Origin of the sequence: Methanolobus vulcani, from assembly GCF_006546655.1 — an archaeon.
In the GTDB taxonomy this organism is placed as follows: domain Archaea; phylum Halobacteriota; class Methanosarcinia; order Methanosarcinales; family Methanosarcinaceae; genus Methanolobus; species Methanolobus vulcani_A.
Map to the genome: position 1 here is coordinate 43,152 of NZ_VIAQ01000011.1, position 18,084 is coordinate 61,235.

20 protein-coding genes are annotated in these 18,084 nt (G+C 42.0%); 17 read left to right on the forward strand and 3 right to left on the reverse strand.

The window, feature by feature from the left end:
• Window positions 1-7 precede the first annotated feature (7 nt).
• Complete coding sequence (mer, locus tag FKV42_RS04320; protein ID WP_154809020.1) at window positions 8-988, reverse strand: 5,10-methylenetetrahydromethanopterin reductase; 981 nt, start codon at window positions 986-988, stop codon at window positions 8-10.
• A gap of 383 nt (window positions 989-1,371) precedes the next feature.
• Between mer and FKV42_RS04325 the strand changes: the two genes are divergently transcribed.
• From FKV42_RS04325 to afpA, 9 genes are all read left to right on the forward strand, one after another.
• Complete coding sequence (locus tag FKV42_RS04325; RefSeq protein WP_154809021.1) at window positions 1,372-2,688, forward strand: hypothetical protein; 1,317 nt, start codon at window positions 1,372-1,374, stop codon at window positions 2,686-2,688.
• A 457-nt stretch (window positions 2,689-3,145) separates the two neighbouring features.
• Window positions 3,146-3,385, forward strand: coding sequence for a DUF2180 family protein (locus FKV42_RS04330; RefSeq protein WP_154809022.1), 240 nt, complete (start codon window positions 3,146-3,148; stop codon window positions 3,383-3,385).
• 8 nt (window positions 3,386-3,393) lie between these two features.
• The gene (locus FKV42_RS04335) at window positions 3,394-3,612 is read left to right on the forward strand and encodes a DUF2180 family protein (RefSeq protein WP_154809023.1); all 219 of its coding nucleotides are present in this window, start codon (window positions 3,394-3,396) and stop codon (window positions 3,610-3,612) included.
• A gap of 104 nt (window positions 3,613-3,716) precedes the next feature.
• Entirely contained in the window at window positions 3,717-4,034 is a 318-nt protein-coding gene (locus tag FKV42_RS04340) for a carboxymuconolactone decarboxylase family protein (RefSeq protein ID WP_394348043.1), read from the forward strand.
• Window positions 4,035-4,142: 108 nt separating this feature from the next.
• Complete coding sequence (locus tag FKV42_RS04345) at window positions 4,143-5,564, forward strand: multiheme c-type cytochrome (protein WP_154809025.1); 1,422 nt, start codon at window positions 4,143-4,145, stop codon at window positions 5,562-5,564.
• 15 nt (window positions 5,565-5,579) lie between these two features.
• Window positions 5,580-5,771: a 4Fe-4S dicluster domain-containing protein gene (locus FKV42_RS04350; RefSeq protein ID WP_154809026.1), complete on the forward strand. Its 192-nt coding sequence runs from the start codon at window positions 5,580-5,582 to the stop codon at window positions 5,769-5,771.
• A 19-nt stretch (window positions 5,772-5,790) separates the two neighbouring features.
• Complete coding sequence (locus FKV42_RS04355; RefSeq protein ID WP_154809027.1) at window positions 5,791-6,420, forward strand: flavodoxin family protein; 630 nt, start codon at window positions 5,791-5,793, stop codon at window positions 6,418-6,420.
• Window positions 6,421-6,452: 32 nt separating this feature from the next.
• Window positions 6,453-7,121, forward strand: a complete 669-nt coding sequence (locus FKV42_RS04360; RefSeq protein ID WP_328287506.1) for a ferredoxin--NADP reductase — start codon at window positions 6,453-6,455, stop codon at window positions 7,119-7,121.
• A 23-nt stretch (window positions 7,122-7,144) separates the two neighbouring features.
• Window positions 7,145-7,690, forward strand: coding sequence for an archaeoflavoprotein AfpA (gene afpA, locus FKV42_RS04365; RefSeq protein WP_154809029.1), 546 nt, complete (start codon window positions 7,145-7,147; stop codon window positions 7,688-7,690).
• A gap of 60 nt (window positions 7,691-7,750) precedes the next feature.
• Here the strand turns inward: afpA and FKV42_RS04370 are convergent, their stop codons facing one another.
• Both FKV42_RS04370 and FKV42_RS04375 read right to left on the reverse strand, forming a co-directional pair.
• On the reverse strand, window positions 7,751-8,584 hold the full coding sequence (locus tag FKV42_RS04370) for a DUF429 domain-containing protein (RefSeq protein WP_154809030.1): 834 nt from the start codon (window positions 8,582-8,584) through the stop codon (window positions 7,751-7,753).
• 15 nt (window positions 8,585-8,599) lie between these two features.
• Window positions 8,600-9,703, reverse strand: coding sequence for an inositol-3-phosphate synthase (locus FKV42_RS04375; protein WP_154809031.1), 1,104 nt, complete (start codon window positions 9,701-9,703; stop codon window positions 8,600-8,602).
• A 274-nt stretch (window positions 9,704-9,977) separates the two neighbouring features.
• On the opposite strand from FKV42_RS04375, the gene FKV42_RS04380 reads away from it, so the two are divergent.
• The 8 genes from FKV42_RS04380 to FKV42_RS04415 all read left to right on the forward strand — a co-directional run bounded on the left by FKV42_RS04380 (window position 9,978) and on the right by FKV42_RS04415 (window position 18,046).
• Window positions 9,978-10,466 carry a ferritin family protein gene (locus FKV42_RS04380; RefSeq protein WP_154809032.1) on the forward strand — a complete coding sequence of 163 codons (489 nt, stop codon included), beginning with the start codon at window positions 9,978-9,980 and terminating at the stop codon, window positions 10,464-10,466.
• Window positions 10,467-10,483: 17 nt separating this feature from the next.
• The gene (locus FKV42_RS04385) at window positions 10,484-11,695 is read left to right on the forward strand and encodes an FprA family A-type flavoprotein (RefSeq protein ID WP_154809033.1); all 1,212 of its coding nucleotides are present in this window, start codon (window positions 10,484-10,486) and stop codon (window positions 11,693-11,695) included.
• 44 nt (window positions 11,696-11,739) lie between these two features.
• Window positions 11,740-12,015, forward strand: a complete 276-nt coding sequence (locus FKV42_RS04390) for a ferredoxin-thioredoxin reductase catalytic domain-containing protein (protein WP_154809034.1) — start codon at window positions 11,740-11,742, stop codon at window positions 12,013-12,015.
• A 17-nt stretch (window positions 12,016-12,032) separates the two neighbouring features.
• Window positions 12,033-12,605, forward strand: coding sequence for a CBS domain-containing protein (locus FKV42_RS04395; protein ID WP_196214047.1), 573 nt, complete (start codon window positions 12,033-12,035; stop codon window positions 12,603-12,605).
• A gap of 6 nt (window positions 12,606-12,611) precedes the next feature.
• Window positions 12,612-13,796: a cation:proton antiporter gene (locus FKV42_RS04400; RefSeq protein WP_154809036.1), complete on the forward strand. Its 1,185-nt coding sequence runs from the start codon at window positions 12,612-12,614 to the stop codon at window positions 13,794-13,796.
• A gap of 191 nt (window positions 13,797-13,987) precedes the next feature.
• On the forward strand, window positions 13,988-14,356 hold the full coding sequence (locus tag FKV42_RS04405; protein WP_154809037.1) for a PAS domain-containing protein: 369 nt from the start codon (window positions 13,988-13,990) through the stop codon (window positions 14,354-14,356).
• Between the two features lie 87 nt (window positions 14,357-14,443).
• Window positions 14,444-15,298 carry a PfkB family carbohydrate kinase gene (locus tag FKV42_RS04410; RefSeq protein ID WP_268865965.1) on the forward strand — a complete coding sequence of 285 codons (855 nt, stop codon included), beginning with the start codon at window positions 14,444-14,446 and terminating at the stop codon, window positions 15,296-15,298.
• Window positions 15,299-15,367: 69 nt separating this feature from the next.
• Window positions 15,368-18,046, forward strand: coding sequence for a cation-translocating P-type ATPase (locus tag FKV42_RS04415; protein ID WP_230375494.1), 2,679 nt, complete (start codon window positions 15,368-15,370; stop codon window positions 18,044-18,046).
• Window positions 18,047-18,084 lie beyond the last annotated feature (38 nt).

Genomic DNA, 18,084 nt, shown 5'->3' on the forward strand with positions numbered 1-18,084 from the left:
TTCTCGTTTATCCAATGATTTCTTTACCGATGAGCTTGATAGCTTTCTCTTTGTTTGGTCCGATTGGGGAACCAGCAACAATCTGTGTTACACCGATGTCAAGAAGCTCGTTGATTCTTGCCTTACAGTCATCTGGTGTTCCACTGATAGAGAATGCTTCCATCATGCCATCTGTGACCATGCCGCCCATGAGTGCACCGAAGTCACCCTTTGCGATAGCGCCACCGATATCTGCCTTTGCTGCCGGGTCAATTCCATGGCGTTCAAGTACCATGTCAGGGGAACCAGCAACGATGAATGCAACTACAATCTGTGCTGCGCTCTTTGCCTTTGCAGCGTCCTTGTCAATTGAGAAGCATGCGTATGCTGCTACGTCAACTTCCTTAGGGTCACGGCCTGCCTTCTTTGCACCTGCTGCGATCTGCTTAACAGCTACTTCGAAGTCCTTTGGGTGTGATGCGTTGATCAGTACACCGTCTGATACCTCTCCTGCGAGCTCGAGCATCTTTGGACCCTGTGCACCCATGTAGATAGGTACATTTCCACCCTTGAATGCCATCTTGGCACCACCGAACTTGACCATGTCGCCATCCATAGTTACTTTATCTCCTGCGATGAAGCTACGGATTGCCTGGATGCTTTCCTTTGTTGTTGTGAGTGGCTTGTCCCATGAGATGCCCATTGCATCGAAGGTTGCCTTGTCTCCAGGACCGAGACCGAGAATTGCACGGCCGCCTGAAATTTCATTAACTGAAGCGATGCTTGATGCTGTAATAGCTGCATTTCTTGTGTATGGGTTTGTTACACCTGTTCCGAGCTTGATACTGTTTGTGTTCATTGCAAGCACGGTTAAGGTAGAATAGACATCACGGTTGTTGTAGTGGTCTGTGATCCATACGTTGTCAAAGCCCTGCTGTTCAGCAAGTTTTGCATAGTGAGCTATTTTTAAAACCGGGTCGCTTGGTACAAATTCAATTCCAAATGTCATTTGAATCCTCCTGTAAAGTGTGTTCCTATTCAGGTATCTATACATATTTAAAACTTTGTTGGTTTGATTCGGCAGGAAAAGCAGGCATTTTTATGACCCGGAAAATGCCTGTTATGAAGTATTTAGTTTTTTCGAACAAACTGCACATATTGCCTGGAAAACAGAATAATTTACATTAATTTTTACCGCCGGGGTGAACATCATCATATAAGTTATTCCGTTTGGAGGGATTTTCACTTTCTGATTTCTTTTCCTGAATAAGAACATAGGACGTATAACGATTAATAGATCGCTTTTTCGTTGATCCCGATTACTTCTTATACTTGTTCATAAATCTTAGTAACTAATTTACATGGCAGTACAATTCAACCAAAAGGGATGTTATGTGTAAAAAAGTTACATTGCCCACAGCAGGGAAAATCGGCATGGCTGTATTTGTCATCTTCCTGTTTTCGATTATTGCAGCCAGCGTAGCATCCGGAGAGTCACAGGACAGATGGGAAAAAGTTCTTTTTGGAGAGTCAAATGATGCTGTTGGAGGCTATTGCGTTGAGCAAACCTCTGACGGAGGCTACGTACTAACCGGCTACTACCATAAACACTGGGAAGCAGGCGGGGAATTTCATCTCATTGAAGGTGCCTGCCTGATTAAAACCGCTGAAGATGGAACTTTTGAATGGTTGAAGGTTTTTAATGCCAGTAACGATGACACCGGACAATCCGTCAGACAGACATCCGACGGTGGGTACATCATAACCGGTTGTTATACGGGAGATGAGCGTGATGTCTGGCTCATCAAGACCGATGCCTCTGGGAATATGGAATGGAATACCACATTCGGCGGGGATAAAAATGATATAGGTTATTCCGTCGAGCAGACAACAGATGGCGGTTATATTGTTGCAGGTTCTACATCCTCTTACGGAGCCGGGGAAAATATCTGGCTCATTAAAACCAATTCATCCGGTATCAAAGAATGGGATCGGGTATTTGGAAGAGGAGGATATCAAAATGGCAGATCCGTGCAGCAGACCACTGATGGCGGTTATATTATCGGAGGAGACTGGCTTGTAAAAACCGATTCTAAAGGGAATGAAGAATGGATAAAGGAAATTGAAGGGGAAGATGCCAGACAGACGGCGGATGGAGGTTACATCATAGCCGGGAGCGGTTATGATATCAAACTTACCAAGACCGATTCCGAAGGGAACGAAGAATGGAGCAGGAAATTAGCCGGTTCCGGGAAAGGGACATCCGTCAGACAAACCACCGACGGAGGTTATATCATAGCCGGCTACGGTGGAGGTGATGGGTGGATTCCCTGTAGCATGGTACTTATCAAAACCGATTCTGAAGGGAATAAGGAATGGGATCGCATATTTGGCGGTGACGGAGAAGACCGGGGATTTTCCGTCCGGCAGACCACCGACGGCGGATATATAATGACTGGAGCAACTAATTCGTACGGAGGTGGTGGAGAAGATGCACTGCTTATCAAAACCGATTCGAAAGGATACACCCGCAATGACAAAATTACTTTTATTTCAAGGACAGTATCCAGTTTAACTAACGCTGTATCCTATCTCTTGTTTATAGTAATTATATTAATTGCAACTCTGCTGTATTATCTTGCGCTCCCGCTTCTTATTATCCTGGTTCTAATCCTGATTTATATGTGGAGAAAGCGCAAAAGTGAATAATTCATTTTGCAGGTTTTTGCATCTGCTTCATTTCAGCCCTATGAGAGATACCGATCCCAAAACGCATCAAACAAGATAAACTGACAGTAACTGCTCAATAGCATACAACATATATAGATACATAATAATCAAAAACTGTCAAACTTGTCTGATAATAGAAGATTTCTACAGAGTCGAAATATACTGAATTCTTTAGATTCCTGATTGCGTCTGAAACATGTTTTGTATGGGGCAAGCTTTTCAAGTAAAGATATTTGGGCGTACAGTCTTGTAAAAAATTGTAGATTCACCGTTACAGATATATCCGGTAACGTTAGAAGAATTATTATCATATCTGCGGGGGATATTGATACATACACCTGTACATATCAATATTATGCAACTTATTAATTAGCATCTGCAGAAATGACGAACAGAAATATTTGCGAACAAACAACATATTGACAGAGTGATCGTCATGAAATGCTTTGAATGTGCAAAAAATGGAAAAGACAGTGACACTGTTGCTGTCTGCATAATCTGCGGGAGAGGAGTTTGCAAGGACCACCTTGTAAGAGAAGAAACACCTGTATGGGAAGGTGAATACAGCATAAAGCTGAAATGCGGAATGGGAATTTCCTGTGACTACAAGGATGTACAGCACTGGAAGAAAGTGCTCTGTGTACCATGTCATGAAGCCCTGAAGGAGAACTACTAGGTGATATCATGATGAAATGTTATGACTGCATGGAAGAGGGAAAAGATACAGAAGCAACATCCATCTGTATTGCCTGTGGAAAAGGCCTCTGTAGCGATCACTGCAAGGAACTTGAACTCCCCGTATCCGTAGGACAGCCACCTCACGTTGAGAGGCTTCAAAAAGGATTGCCAAGGATTCTTTGCAAATACTGTTTTGAACAGACAATTGAAGACGCATTCGATTAATCGGGATGGCAACATTCCTGATTTTATTAATAAATGGGAGGAGAAGAGATATGTGCGGAGATGGAAGCGGTAAAGGATGTGGACATAGAGAGATTATTGATGATATGACCGATAAGTTGGGATTCACACCACAGATATTAGAAACACTCGGGGAACTTGAACCTGAATTTGTACACAAATACAATATGTGTAACCACCGGCTGCTCAAAGATGGAGCACTTTCGGCAAAAACAAAGATACTCATAGCACTTGCTGTTGTTGCGTCCAAACAGTGTGAAGCCTGTGTAATATCACAGATGAAGAGCGCACTGAAGAACGGGGCAACAAAGGAAGAGATAATGGAAGTAATGGATGTAATATTCATCACATCCGGAGCTCCTGCGGTTGCTGCATGCAGAGATGCATTAAAGCAACTTAAGTAATCAGGAAAATAAGGGATTTTATCCCTTTTTACATTAATTTTGCTTTGCATTGTTCCAGATAGACGGTGTTTAAGCATTATATGTAAGCAATCATTTGGAGGAGAGGACATGAGGGGGATAGTTGTTAAGCTAGGTCTGGTTTTGGTAGCATTACTCATACTGCTCAGTTCAGGAACTGTGGTAACTGCAACACCGCCAACGCAGGCTGGAGAATATAGTTCGGATGATTTTGCCTATGAGAGCAAATGCAGGCAATGCCATGCAATAATTTACGCTGATTGGGAAGGAACAATGCACTTTAATGCATACCTGGACCCGTTCTACCTTGAAGAAGTCGATGCCGCAAGCGAAGACACAGATGGTGCATTGGATGAATTCTGTTCACGCTGTCACACACCCATAGGAGTTGTCAGTGGTGAAATACCACCTATTGATGGTTCTGAAATGTCCGATATTGCCAAACTTGGAGTCCAATGTGATTTCTGTCACGTAGTATCCGAAAGTAATGGTACAGGAAATGCACCGTTCACAGTGACCCCGGGAGATACAAAATGGGGACCATTAGATGATGCAAGAGGAAACTACCACGAGTCCGAATACCTGGAGCTTTTTACTCAGTCAGAATACTGTGGAATGTGTCACCAGGTAGTCAACCCTGTTAACGGGCTTGTTATTGACGATACATATTCTACCTGGAAAGATAGCCAGTATGCTGAAGATGATGTTGTATGCCAGGACTGTCACATGACAGAAGGCATAACCGATTTTGAGGCAAATCCAGGACGTGCAGCATCAGGTGCTCCAAAAAGAGATCATATTTCATCACATGATATTGTGGGTGCCAATACTCTGATACCACCAATGTTTGGTGCTGAAAGCGTAGCTGAAATGGCGATTGAAAGACTGCAAAAAGCCACGACAATGGAATTGTCAGCACCGGAAACCGCATCCATAGGAGATGAAGTCACAATTGATGTATCCATCACAAACTCTGGAGCCGGACATAATATCCCTACAGGAGTTTCCGAAATAAGGGAAATGTGGCTGGAACTTACAGTCACTGATGCTAACGGGGACATAATATACAATGCCGGAAGCCTTGATGCTAATGGAAATATCATCGATGCAAAGATGTTGTATAATAATGTGCTGGCAGATAGTGAAGGTGAGGAAACAAAGAGTTTCTGGCTTGCTGAAAGTGTCCTTGAGGACAACAGGATTGCTCCAAAGGAAACTGCAACAGAGCAACACTCGTTTGTCATGCCTGAAAATGCAGCATATCCTCTGACAGTGCAAAGTACACTGAAATACAGATCAGCTCCGCAGGACATGATTGAAAGTCTTCTTGGGGATGAGATAGAGGTACCGGTTGTTGACATGAACGAAATATCTGCGATCATTTACGACCCGTCAACGCCTGCTGATGAAAGAACCCAACCTGAATCAGACAGTACAAGCACACCAGGATTTGGTGCATTTGCTGCTGCAATGGTTCTTGGAATTACGATGTACATCTTAAAAAGAAAATAACGGAGGAAAACAAAAATGCCACCAGAAGTAGATTTAAACAAATGTGAAGGAATCGGCGCATGTGCAGAATCATGCCCAACAGACGTAATTGAGATACAGGAAGACGCAAACGGAGATTTAAAATCCGTTATCGCACGTCCTGACGACTGTGTGGAATGCGGTAATTGTGTTGATGCCTGCCCACAGGAAGCAATTACACTGGAATAAACAACAACGGAGTGCCACCATGTCCGACGACCGAAGTATTCGCCTGCTGGGCATCTCTGGAAGCCCCAGGAAGAAATCCACGGATTACATTGTAAATGAAGCCCTCAGATTCGCGCAGGAAAAATACGGCGCTGAAATAGAATATTTCTCTGCCCGCGGCAAAGAGATGAAATTCTGCATCCACTGTGACTTCTGTGTACGCAAGAAAGAAGGCTGTATTCACAAAGATGACCTTGTGGAACTCTACGATAAAATGCTCTGGGCAGACGCATGGATTATTGGCACTCCTGTATACCAGGGTACATTAAGTGCCCAGACTAAAACTATAATGGACAGGTGCCGCGCAGTCGTTGCACGCAATCCAAAGTCCTTTATGAATAAGGTTGGTGCCGCCGCCGCTGTCGGAGGAGACAGGATCGGAGGACAGGAACCAGCCATACAGAATATTCTTAATTTTTACGTTATCAGTGAAATGATACCTGTTGCAGGTGGATCATTCGGATCAAACCTTGGGGGTACTTTCTGGTCACAGGACAGAGGTGCCGAAGGTGCTGCAGAAGATTCGGAAGGTATCAGAAGTCTGCACAGAACCATGAACAAACTCATGAAAACTGCCATCGCAACAAAAGACCTGCGTAAGGAGGAGTAAGTCTGGAATTTGAAGAACCTGTTACTGAGATTATAAAACGGACGTACAACGTAAAGAGTTTCAGGTTCAATAGGCCGGATGATTTTGATTACAAAGCAGGACAATATGTGACAATCACATTAAAAGACGGAGAGAAAAAGATGGGTAAACCCTTTACGCTCTCCAGCAGCCCCACTGAAAAAGATCATATTGAATTTACAAAAAAACTCACAGGACATGAGTTCTCAAACATGCTCGATTCCATGGTTCCCGGAGACAAAGCAACTATAAAAGGTCCATTTGGAAAACTGACATTAGAGGGTGAACGTGATAAAATAGCACTTCTCAGTGGTGGCATTGGCATCACACCAATGATAAGTATCTGTAAATATTGCACTGATATGAAACTCGATACGGATATCATGCTGATATGTAGTAACAGAACCGAAGAGGACATGATATTCACAAAAGAACTTGAGGAAATGCAAATACAAAATCCTAATCTCAAGGTATTCAACACACTCACCAGAGCCTCTGAAAACTGGACAGGGTGCAGGGAGCGCATCTGTGAAAACCTTATTCTCAGGGAATTACCTGATTATTATGAAAGAACATTCTACGTATGCGGACCGCCGGCCATGGTTGACGCAATGGCGGAACTGCTTCAAACGATGAAAATACCTGACAGTGAGATTAACAAGGAATCACTGATAGGATATTAAAACAATAACAGAAGGCATAGATCATGAAAAGGATAGCATGGGGAATTACCGGATCAGGAGACCTGATCAAAGAAACGTATGAAACAATGGTGGATATCAAAAACAAGACAGATCTGCAGATAATGGTTTTCCTTTCAAAGGAAGGAGAGACCGTTATGAAATGGTACCACATGTGGAACGATATCCAGAAGGATTTCCCTAATTTCAAAACAGAAGGCGGACCAAATTCACCATTTATCGCAGGTCCTCTTCAGGTTGGATACTATGATGCACTAATCATTGCTCCGATGACATCTAACAGTGTTGCAAAAATCGTATGTGGAATTGGAGATACCCTTGTCACAAATGTCGTATCACAGACTGCAAAAGGTAGCACACCAATATATGTACTGCCAGTTGACAGAGAGATGGGAACTGTCAAAACAGTATCTCCTGAAGGACGCGTAATGGAACTGAAGATGCGTGAAGTAGACGTTTCCAATGCAAAGAAACTCGCCCAGATGGAAAATATTACAGTTATTAATAGTCCTGATGAACTTTATGATATACTTGGCGTTGGCAAGGATTAATAACCATAATTCATAAACAAACGACGAATCTGACACATGGTGATTTCAGTGCAGCATGTTTCAGAAAAAAGTGTAGCCTTCTATCGCGTAATTTTCCGGTGAAGTGTCTGGTATCTCACTCAGTCGGGAAAGCGATATGAAAGTGGAATACGTTGCAATGATGCTGTCAAGGGCATCACCTTCAGTGTCAGCAACGATCAGTTTCTGTAATGAGGAAGAGATCACAAGGCCCTTGTTCATAAAATATTCAAGTATTCTACGACGGGCATTGCGTCTGTCGTCGGTCTTACCTTTATATTGAATATACATATCCTCTTTTTTCAGCCTGCAAGCAGGGCATATCTCTATGAGCCACGGTTTCCCGTCCTTTGCTTCCTGCATTGGAAGGACACATACAAGACCATCATTCACAAGAGGAGATATTACGTCCCTTATTCCAAAATAGGTCTGCCGATAAAGCCTGAGATTATATACTGAAAAGGGAACTTTTGCTTTGATCTCAGATGTACGTTTCAGTTCTTTCCCACCGGCCCTGTCACGACAGGATTCACGGAACTGCTCAGCAGAAGGATACTTTGAAGAGAATGATTCAATAAAGCTCTCCCAGTCATATTCCATTAGATGTTCTGGCAGGGAAAAAGAAAGATCTATTCCAAAAACAGCATCATTTTCCCGTACGATCAATGATCTAAGTGCTGAAAAGCATTCATCTCTTCCTGAACGGGAACTGGAACCAGAACCCATTTGGTCTGCCAGCCTGTAACAATCCTCTATATGCAGAGTACTGCCAACCGATCTGCCGCTGCTCACCCATATTTTTTTACAGGAATCTTTTGCACCACTGAAATCAACACCAAATATACGGCGTTTTTTTCCAGTGGCAGCAAAGTCCATAGATTTATACCTTAATCAGTTGTCGCGCTCACCTTTGATGAAAGCATCTGTCATCGCATGAGCTTCATCATCTGTGAACTGCTTTGGTGGATGTTTCATGAAATATGATGATGGCGAGTAAAGAATTCCACCAATGCCCCTGTCAAGCGCAAGTTTGCAGCACCTGACCGCATCAATGACAACTCCGGCAGAGTTAGGAGAATCTTCAACTGAAAGGCGAAGCTCGATATTCATTGGAACATCACCGAATAGTTTACCTTCCATCCTCAGGAAGCATAACTTGTTATCGTTCTGCCATGGAACATAGTCGCTTGGACCTACATGGATATTATCATCATCCATTCTTTGGCCAACAACTGACTGCACAGCCTCGGTCTTGGATTCCTTCTTGGAAGCAAGTCTGTCCCTGTTAAGCATATTCAGAAAGTCAGTGTTTCCACCGGTGTTGAGCTGGTAAGTTCTTTCCAGTTTCACACCACGTTTGCGGAAAAGATCTGCAAGAGTCCTGTGAGTGATTGTTGCACCTAGCTGGGCCTTTATGTCATCACCAATGATAGGGATTCCCTTTTCCTCGAATTTTGCAGCCCACTCCGGATTACTTACGATGAAAACAGGCATGTTATTTATGAATGCAACTCCTGCTTCAAGTGCGCATTCTGCATAGAAGCGAGTTGCTTCCTCAGAACCAACTGGCATATAGTTCAGCAAAATTTCTGCGCCGGAATCCTGTAATTCCTTTACTACCTGCTCTTTTGTTAATTCTGCTTCCTCAGAAGAAATGAAACGCCTGTTATCTTTATAGTTGACCATATGCTCTGACACGCCGTCAAGAATACAGCCCATTTTTACAATGGTACCCGTAGGTGGAACTTCCGGACAGAAAACCGCTGTACAGTTAGGTGGTGCAAAAATTGCTTCTGAGACATCTTTGCCAACTTTCCTCTCGTCTATATCAAAAGCAGCTACCACTTCGAGATCTGAAGGCTTATATCCGCCTATATCCCAGTGCATTAACCCTGTTGCATCTTCCTCATTCTTGTTTTTGTAGTATTCAATACCCTGAATAAGGGAACTTGCACAATTACCAATACCAGCAATTGCGATTTTTATTTTGTCCATTCATCTACCTCTATGAAAGTGATTTTGTTGAAAAGAACTAACAGATGAAATATAACCAAATTAATGTATTAATACAAATAAAAAGTTTTCTAGACATTGGATAGTCGCCTATATCATAGGAATATAATTTTAACTCAGTCATTGACGGCAACCAAGCTCGAAAGATATATTAAGTCAGAATTAGATAATATTTGTACAGTGGGTCTTATTTTTGTTCAGATAGATAACGACAAATTGTATTTTGACAATATAAGTTCCTAAAGGGGAATCTAAAATGAAAGACATACTACATGAGATTGCAGAGGAGCTTGACCATCTTAAGTCACTTGACGAGGCAATTGGTCTTGCTATCGAACTTGAAGAAGAGGGAATGGCGTATTACAGTGAAAAAGCATCTGTTATGAAGAATGAGACTGCAAGCAAATTGTACATATTCCTTGCAGATGAAGAAAAAAAGCATGCGGGATATCTCCAGCAGTACAGGGAAAGCAAGAATATACCAGAGGTAGAATTTACATATCCTAAGTTTGAAGCATCTTTCAGTGAAGAATTCTCTGATGAAAAACTGGAAGAAATTGGAATACTTCTTGCAGCCCTGCGGTTTGAACACAAGAGCGAATATTTCTACATGGAACTTGCCAAAAGGGCAGAAAATGAAGAACAAAAAGTATTCTTTGAAAAGGTTGCAGCTGCCGAGAGAGGACACTACAGGATAATTGATGAACTGCTCGGTGAGGCAACCCAGTTCAGGATGCAGACGTAAAAAATAGAGGCAGGATAATGGACGATTACAAACCACTTGAAATTACAAAAGGAATCTACTGGGTAGGCGTGGTTGACTGGAATCTGCGCGACTTCCACGGATATGAGACACCAAAGGGTGGAAGTTACAATTCATATCTGGTGGTTGATGAGAAAATTGCACTCATTGACACGGTTAAAGCACCGTTTGCCGGAGAGATGATCAAGCGCATCAGTCAGATAATCGATCCTTCAAAGATAGATTATATCATATCCAACCACGTTGAAATGGACCATTCAAGTTCTATTTCCGCAGTACTGGAAGTTGCACCAGATGCAAAGGTGTTTTCATCATCAAAAGGACAGACAGGTCTTTCTGAATATTACAGGGAAGAAGGTTTTGATAACTGGGACCTGAATGTTGTTAAAACAGGTGATGAATTAAGCCTTGGTGAAAGGACACTGATGTTCATTGAGGCAACAATGCTTCACTGGCCTGACAGCATGCAGACTTATCTGAAAGAAGATAAACTCCTTTTCTCAAATGACGCATTCGGGCAACATATTGCAACATCCAAACGCTTTGATGACGAAGTTGATGATGTAATGGAAGATGCGGGTATTTACTACGCTAACATCCTGCTACCCTTTGGCGGACAGGTCCTCAAATACATTGATCGTCTTAATGAACTTGGTGTTGAACCGGAGATGATAGCTCCTGCACATGGAATTATCTGGCGCAGTGGAGTTAAGGAAATATCTGACCAGTATGGAAAATGGGCACGTGGCGAAACTGTTCCAAAAGTGCTTGTGATCTATGATACCATGTGGGGAAGCACTGAGAAAATGGCAATGGAAATTGTTGAAGGTGCAAGGTCCGCAGGTGTTGAAGTCCGTCTAAGGCACCTGAGAAAGAACGATTGGAGCATGACTATGAAAGAACTCATGGACGCTCCCGTTGTTGCCATAGGTTCCCCAACAATGAATAATGGAATGTTCTTTACCACTGCCGGATTCCTGACATACCTTAAAGGATTGCACCCAAAAGGAAAGAAGTACTTCCTGTTTGGCTCTTACGGATGGGGCGGCGGTGCAGTTAAAGGAATGGAAAAGATGATAGAAGATGCAAAGTTTGAGCTTGCTATGGAAAGTATGCAGATTAAGTTCAGACCTTATGAAGAAGACAGGAAAGATTGCAGAGAAATCGGATACAGACTTGCCGAAATTGCAAAAGGAAATGCAAACTCTTAAATTAATGAAAATGAATGTTTATTCGAACATATGAGAGTGTTACTATGAGATTCGAAAATGATCTAGAAGCAGAATTTTATGAAAGGTCTAAGAAAAACGCAGAAACAACCGGATACAAACTCAACACTGACTGGGATGTTATTACAACTGCCGTAAAAGGTATTTGCAATAACAAGAAGGAGTTTGGAGAATGGTACTGCTTCTGCCAGAAGAGAACCGGAGACAAGGAACAGGATAAGAAGATTATCTGCCCATGTGCTGCAAGATCAAGGGATGTTGAAACCCGTGGTTCATGCAAGTGCGGACTTTACATCAAATAAATATCTTTTTTTACCAGATGCATGAAGCTGCAAGCTTCATAACATCTTTTTTCAAATTCAAACTCCTGACCCGTATGACAGAAACTGGAAAAGATATACCGGACAAAACGGAAGTTCAGGAAGAGGAAGAAGTTCCCAGAGATAAAACCAGATTATCTGATATCTGTGCTGATATCATAGTCAGTGAGGTCATGTCAAAAGAAATGACCATGGTAAAGGAAACTGAATCCATCGAGAATATAATGGAGCTGATGACTAAAACGCCATACCACAGCTATCCCGTAGTGAACCCGAACGGCGAACTGGTTGGTGTCATTGACGAGAACAATATTCTTGAACTACTTTTTTTTGAAAGAAGCAACCGCCATCATCACACACATCTGATGGCTATCAAAGCCTTGAGTGAAGAGGCATCGACGTTGATGGTGCATCACCCCATGATTATAGACCCTGATGCCACTCTATGCGAAGCTGCAGACCTTATGATAAAACATCACATTGACCGACTATGTGTTGTGAAGGACAAAAAGCTTGAAGGTGTTGTTTCAAAATCAGACCTGATAAGGAAAATATATGAGTTACGGGGATAATGACCAATGGAAGCAATCCTCCAGATAATGGTTGTATTGTTACTGGCAAGGATACTAAGCGAGGTCAGCGAAAGAGCAGGGCTTCCGGGAATAACCGGGGAAATTGCAGCTGGTTTTCTTTTTGCATTGGCATTCAGACCGGATAACATTGAGACTTTTACTTTCATGGGAGAGCTTGGGGCAATATTCCTGCTGTTCACAGCAGGTTACAGGGAAGTACATGTAAAAGACCTGAAGGCAGCATCAATAAATGCACTCATCCCTACGTTCTTTCAGATCTTTTTTGCATTTACATTTGGATTCATGCTCGGGAACATGTATGGATTCAGCTTTCTCGAATCACTCTTCATGGCAGTTGCGTTCAGTCCTACAAGCATCAGTGTAGTGGTTAAAACCCTGATTGATACGGATTACCTGTCCAGCAAGCCGGGTTCCCTCATGCTGACATCAGCGATCTTTGATGATATTATAGGACTCTTTTTGCTAACCGTTGTCATATCAGTTGTCACATTTCAACACCTGCCATCAGTTATTGATCTGCTCCGGATAGGCGGGAACATAATGGCATTTGCAATTGTCATGGCAATTATGGGATGGAAAGTATTTCCTGCCCTTTTTGGGCAAATTCAGAAAATGCATACAAAAGAAGCACTCTTCTCTTTCGTGATACTGATAGCTTTATTCTGTGCATACATGGCGGAAGCTTTCGGACTGCATGCAGTCATAGGTGCATTTTTTGGAGGCGTACTTATCTCTGACCTCCCAATTGCAAAAATAGAGGCTGTACAGAAAAAGGTTAGCGGAATTGCCTATGGATTCTTTACACCATTGTTCTTTGCTTTTATCGGACTTTCTGTTGAAATAGAAATACTGTACACTGCCAGCACCTTTGCCGTTCTTGTTATTGTACTTGCACTTACAGGCAAGCTCATTGGCGGATTCATAGGCACAAAACTGGTTGGTTACAGTTCAAAGGATAGCCTGATATTCGGAATAGGAATGATGCCACGTGCAGGAGTGGAACTTGTTGTCATTGCAATTGGAAAAGAACTCGGGATAATCAGCAATGAACTGTTCTCTGCCATTGTCCTCATGGTTATTGTTTCCATTATTGTCTCACCGATACTGCTGGAGATGTCCATCAGATACAAAGAAAGAGGATTGAAAGTACCTGAGCAGCCGACTGTCTGATAATAAGGACAACAAATACTTAAATTATTGAACAAGATTATTATTTACTATTATATGGAGGGGTTCTTATAGGTCAGAACACCGGGTTTGGTAAATTCAATAATTACGATCAGAAAGAGGACCGTCTGAGCGATGAAACTGAGCAAATTGAACTGGAATGTGTTCTAAAGCAAAAAGACATTCTTGAAATAATGGAGCTTCGTGTTAAAGCCCTTGAAATGCTTCTTGATAATTCAGGAATAATAGCATTCATACGCAAAGAAAACGGAAATGTAGAGTTTGTGTCTTCAGCAATTGAGAAATTTGGGTACAAAACTGAAGATTTTACTTCAGGAAAAGTGAACTTTAAGGACCTTGTTCACCCTGATGACCTCGATAGAATTATTCTGGAACTGAAGGAAAATGCACTTGAAGGTGCTGGCGGACTTTCACAGAAATACAGGATCAAGACTAAAAAAGAACATGTCAAAACCGTTGAGGAAAAGACCACATTCATTCGTGATGAAAATGGAAGTGTAGCCCATATTATAGGAATTTTAACCGATATTACGGATAATTAAAACTGAAATCCGGCGGATGATAACATATCACATGTTTACACCATCAGTGAAACTTTTTATGATATACTCTTCAAAGAAGGGAAAATCATAGCATCCTGTCCCGGCGGAGCCATGCTTAATACCTCAGTCTCTCTTGGAAGAATAGGAGTTCCGGTTTCATTTATTAGTGAGTTCGGGCAGGACAATGTCGGCAGCCTGATTAAAGATTTTCTCAGTGAAAATAGAGTCGCAACCAACCATTTTTTTCATTATAATAGAAAATCACCCCTCTCACTTGCTTTTTTAAATGAACGCAACGATGCAAAATATGAGTTCTATGAAGATTTTCCTGAAAAACGACTTGATATTGAGCTTCCGCAATTTGAACAAACAGACTTACTCATGTTCGGCTCAATTCTGGCATTGAATCCAGAAACCAGAAACGGACTGAAAATTATTCTGGATTCTGCGAAGAACAACGGCGTTACAATGTATTATGACCCGAATTTCAGGGATTCACTTTCTTCTTCACTTGAAAAGATCAGACCAATGGTATCAGAGAACATAGGATTTGCAGATATTGTGAGAGCCTCCAATGAGGATATGAAAATGATTGGAGACTGCAACGATTCCGATGAAGCCTATGATTATGTCTGCGAGAGAGGATGTGACATACTTATTTACACAGCAAGTTCACGTGGTGTTTACCTGAGAACTCCTTCTTATTCCAAACACTATGCTGTCCCTGTAATCAAGACAATAAGCACTGTTGGTGCAGGTGACACTTTCAACGCAGGTATCGCATATATGTTTCATAAAAAGAAAATAACAGACCTTCACACTATTTCTGAACCTGAATGGGATGACATAATAGAAACTGCGATTGAATTTGCATCTCACGTTTGCATGAGCCCTGATAATTACATCTCAACCGACTTTGCAGACAGACTAAAAAAGATATAGTAACAAAGCTGAATATATTTACTGATAATTGTTACTGAGGATTAAATGGGAATGAAGGGGAGAAACTGAGTGGAACAGGAAAACATGGATCCTGAAGAACTATTCACTGAAATGAAAAGTTCCAGAGCTGGACTTTCTGAGCAGGAAGCACAGGAAAGATTAGCAAGTTTTGGGAAGAACGAGCTTACTGAAAAGAAGAAAACAACGGCATTGAAAGTATTTGCAGGGCAGTTCGTGAATCTGATTGTCTGGGTGCTTGCTGCAGCTGCTGTTATTTCCCTTGCAATTGGTGAAACAATTGACTTCGGGGTAATAATGTTCACAATTGCCGTTGTCATCATACTTGGATTCGTTCAGGAATACAGGGCAGAAAAAGCCATGGAAGCACTCAAAAGCATAGTGCAATCCGAAACCACTGTGCTGAGAGATAAACGCCTTCGAAAGATACTTACTATCGATGTTGTTCCCGGAGATATTCTTGTTCTTGAAACAGGAGATAAAGTTCCTGCAGATGCTTTTGTATATGAGGCAGTTGCCCTTAAAATTGATGAATCCTCCCTGACAGGAGAAAGCGTTCCCGTTGGTAAAACAGAAAACGAAACCATATTTGCCGGAACTCAAATAGTACATGGAAAATGCAAGGCTCTTGTCACTTCAACGGGGATGAACACTAAGATAGGGCAAATAGCAAAACTGATCCAGACAAAAGATGAAGATACTCCGCTTCAGGTCAAGATCACAAAACTCTCCCTGACACTTGCATTCCTTGCTGTTCTTGCTTCTGCAATTACATTTGCAATCGGGATCTACATTGGAGCTCCGTTTGCTGATATGCTCCTGATATCACTAGCCCTTGCTGTGGCTGCTGTACCGGAAGGACTGCCACTCACGCTTACAATAACCCTGGCATACGGCATGAAAAAAATGGCAGGACACAATGCCATTATCCGAAAAATGCTTGCTGTGGAAACTCTTGGATCAACCACGATCATATGCACGGATAAAACCGGCACACTTACCCGAAATGAGATGACAGTGGAAAAACTGTTTGTCAGCGAGACAGAGATTGATGTCACCGGGTCAGGATACATTCCTAAAGGAGATTTCCTCAAACGTGGAAACATTGTTGATGTAAATAAAGACGGTACTACACTTAATCTTCTCAGGGGAATTACTCTCTGTAACAATTCTGCCATTGAAAAGAAAGGAGACAAATGGGAAGTTGTCGGCGACCCAACTGAGATAGCCCTTACTGTTGCCGCTGCAAAAGTAGATCTATGGAAGGATGAACTGGACAAAGATTATGAGATGACAGAGGAGATTGTGTTTACCTCTGAAAGAAAGATAATGACAACTATCCACAAGACTGGAACTGGGTTTATCTCATTTACAAAAGGTGCTCCTGAATTTGTCCTGCCGCAATGTAACATTATAGAAAAGAATGGAGAGCGTGTCCCTCTCACAGAAAATGACAGGGAGATCATATTGGCCAAGAATCTGGATTTTGCAAGTTCTGCTTATCGTGTACTGGCTGTGACTTGCAAGGAAGAGTCTGAAGTGACAGACACCGGAGATTTTGAAAAGGACATGATATTCCTTGGTCTTGTAGCCATGATTGATCCTCCAAGAGATGAAGCAAAAGAAGCCGTTGAAATGTGCAGGAAAGCCGGTATCAAAGTCATAATGATAACCGGAGACAACCAGGAAACTGCAAAGGCAATCGGAAGGAATATCGGCCTGTTTGATGGCAAAAATGATTGCGGAGTCTATGAGGATGAAAAACTCCGTCGAATAGTAGAAGACTGCGCGGTCACAGGTGATGAGCTTGAAGAACTCAACGATGAAGAGTTTGACATTCTTGTTGAGAACATAAATGTTTACGCCAGGACAATGCCGGAACAGAAACTCAGGATCGTAAATGCCCTGCAGAAAAAAGGACACATCGTTGCCATGACAGGAGACGGTGTGAATGATGCACCTGCTCTTAAAAAAGCTGACATCGGCATTGCTATGGGAATCAAAGGAACAGATGTTGCAAAGGAATCCAGTGTAATGATACTCCAGGATGACAACTTTGCATCTATCGTAGAAGCCGTGCGTGGCGGCAGAACCATTTACAATAACATTGAGAAATTCATAACATATCTTATATCAAGGAATTTCATGCTGATCATACTGATCATGGCAGGAATAAGTCTCCTTGGTTTTGACCTTATACCGCTGCTTGCATTGCAGATACTTTTCATCAACATGTTCAACGAGATAATGCCTGCCGTATCTCTTGGACTTGACCCGGCAACTCCGGGAATAATGTCAATGCCTCCAAGGGACCCTAATGATAATTTCCTTAAAAAGCGAAATCTGTTCCTTGTGATCACACTTGCTTTTGTAATGGGAATCGCATCTTATCTTGTGTTTGAAATAAGTGATCCAGTAGCTGATACAACCATGGCAAGAACACTGACATTTGCTACTGTTGTAAGTATGATACTGTTCATACCGTTGTCATTCAGATCGCTTGATAAATCAGTGTTCAGCATAGGGATCTTCAATAACAAATTAATGATAGCCGGAGTAACAGCTACATTCTTTGCGACAATGTCAGTAATGTATATTCCAAAACTGAATGATGCATTCGGGCTAATTGCCCTCTCACCATCCGAATGGATTATGCCAATTGTAGTTGCTTTTGTTACATTCCTCTTTGCAGAAGGACTTAAATTAGCTACAGCAGCTAGTAAAAAGTAGGCAACCATAAGCTTGAATTCATAAAAAATGGCAAGCGT

Excerpts from the sequence above, each read along its gene's own strand:
- FKV42_RS04385 (WP_154809033.1), top strand. The coding sequence starts at position 10,484 with ATGGACGATTACAAACCACTTGAAATTACAAAAGGAATCTACTGGGTA.
- FKV42_RS04400 (WP_154809036.1), top strand. The coding sequence starts at position 12,612 with ATGGAAGCAATCCTCCAGATAATGGTTGTATTGTTACTGGCAAGGATA.
- FKV42_RS04380 (WP_154809032.1), top strand. The coding sequence starts at position 9,978 with ATGAAAGACATACTACATGAGATTGCAGAGGAGCTTGACCATCTTAAG.
- FKV42_RS04375 (WP_154809031.1), bottom strand. The coding sequence starts at position 9,703 with ATGGACAAAATAAAAATCGCAATTGCTGGTATTGGTAATTGTGCAAGT.
- FKV42_RS04345 (WP_154809025.1), top strand. The coding sequence starts at position 4,143 with ATGAGGGGGATAGTTGTTAAGCTAGGTCTGGTTTTGGTAGCATTACTC.
- mer (WP_154809020.1), bottom strand. The coding sequence starts at position 988 with ATGACATTTGGAATTGAATTTGTACCAAGCGACCCGGTTTTAAAAATA.
- FKV42_RS04325 (WP_154809021.1), top strand. The coding sequence starts at position 1,372 with ATGTGTAAAAAAGTTACATTGCCCACAGCAGGGAAAATCGGCATGGCT.
- FKV42_RS04335 (WP_154809023.1), top strand. The coding sequence starts at position 3,394 with ATGATGAAATGTTATGACTGCATGGAAGAGGGAAAAGATACAGAAGCA.
- FKV42_RS04370 (WP_154809030.1), bottom strand. The coding sequence starts at position 8,584 with ATGGACTTTGCTGCCACTGGAAAAAAACGCCGTATATTTGGTGTTGAT.
- FKV42_RS04395 (WP_196214047.1), top strand. The coding sequence starts at position 12,033 with ATGCATGAAGCTGCAAGCTTCATAACATCTTTTTTCAAATTCAAACTC.
- FKV42_RS04405 (WP_154809037.1), top strand. The coding sequence starts at position 13,988 with ATGGAGCTTCGTGTTAAAGCCCTTGAAATGCTTCTTGATAATTCAGGA.
- FKV42_RS04390 (WP_154809034.1), top strand. The coding sequence starts at position 11,740 with ATGAGATTCGAAAATGATCTAGAAGCAGAATTTTATGAAAGGTCTAAG.
- FKV42_RS04355 (WP_154809027.1), top strand. The coding sequence starts at position 5,791 with ATGTCCGACGACCGAAGTATTCGCCTGCTGGGCATCTCTGGAAGCCCC.
- FKV42_RS04350 (WP_154809026.1), top strand. The coding sequence starts at position 5,580 with ATGCCACCAGAAGTAGATTTAAACAAATGTGAAGGAATCGGCGCATGT.
- FKV42_RS04330 (WP_154809022.1), top strand. The coding sequence starts at position 3,146 with ATGAAATGCTTTGAATGTGCAAAAAATGGAAAAGACAGTGACACTGTT.
- afpA (WP_154809029.1), top strand. The coding sequence starts at position 7,145 with ATGAAAAGGATAGCATGGGGAATTACCGGATCAGGAGACCTGATCAAA.
- FKV42_RS04340 (WP_394348043.1), top strand. The coding sequence starts at position 3,717 with ATGACCGATAAGTTGGGATTCACACCACAGATATTAGAAACACTCGGG.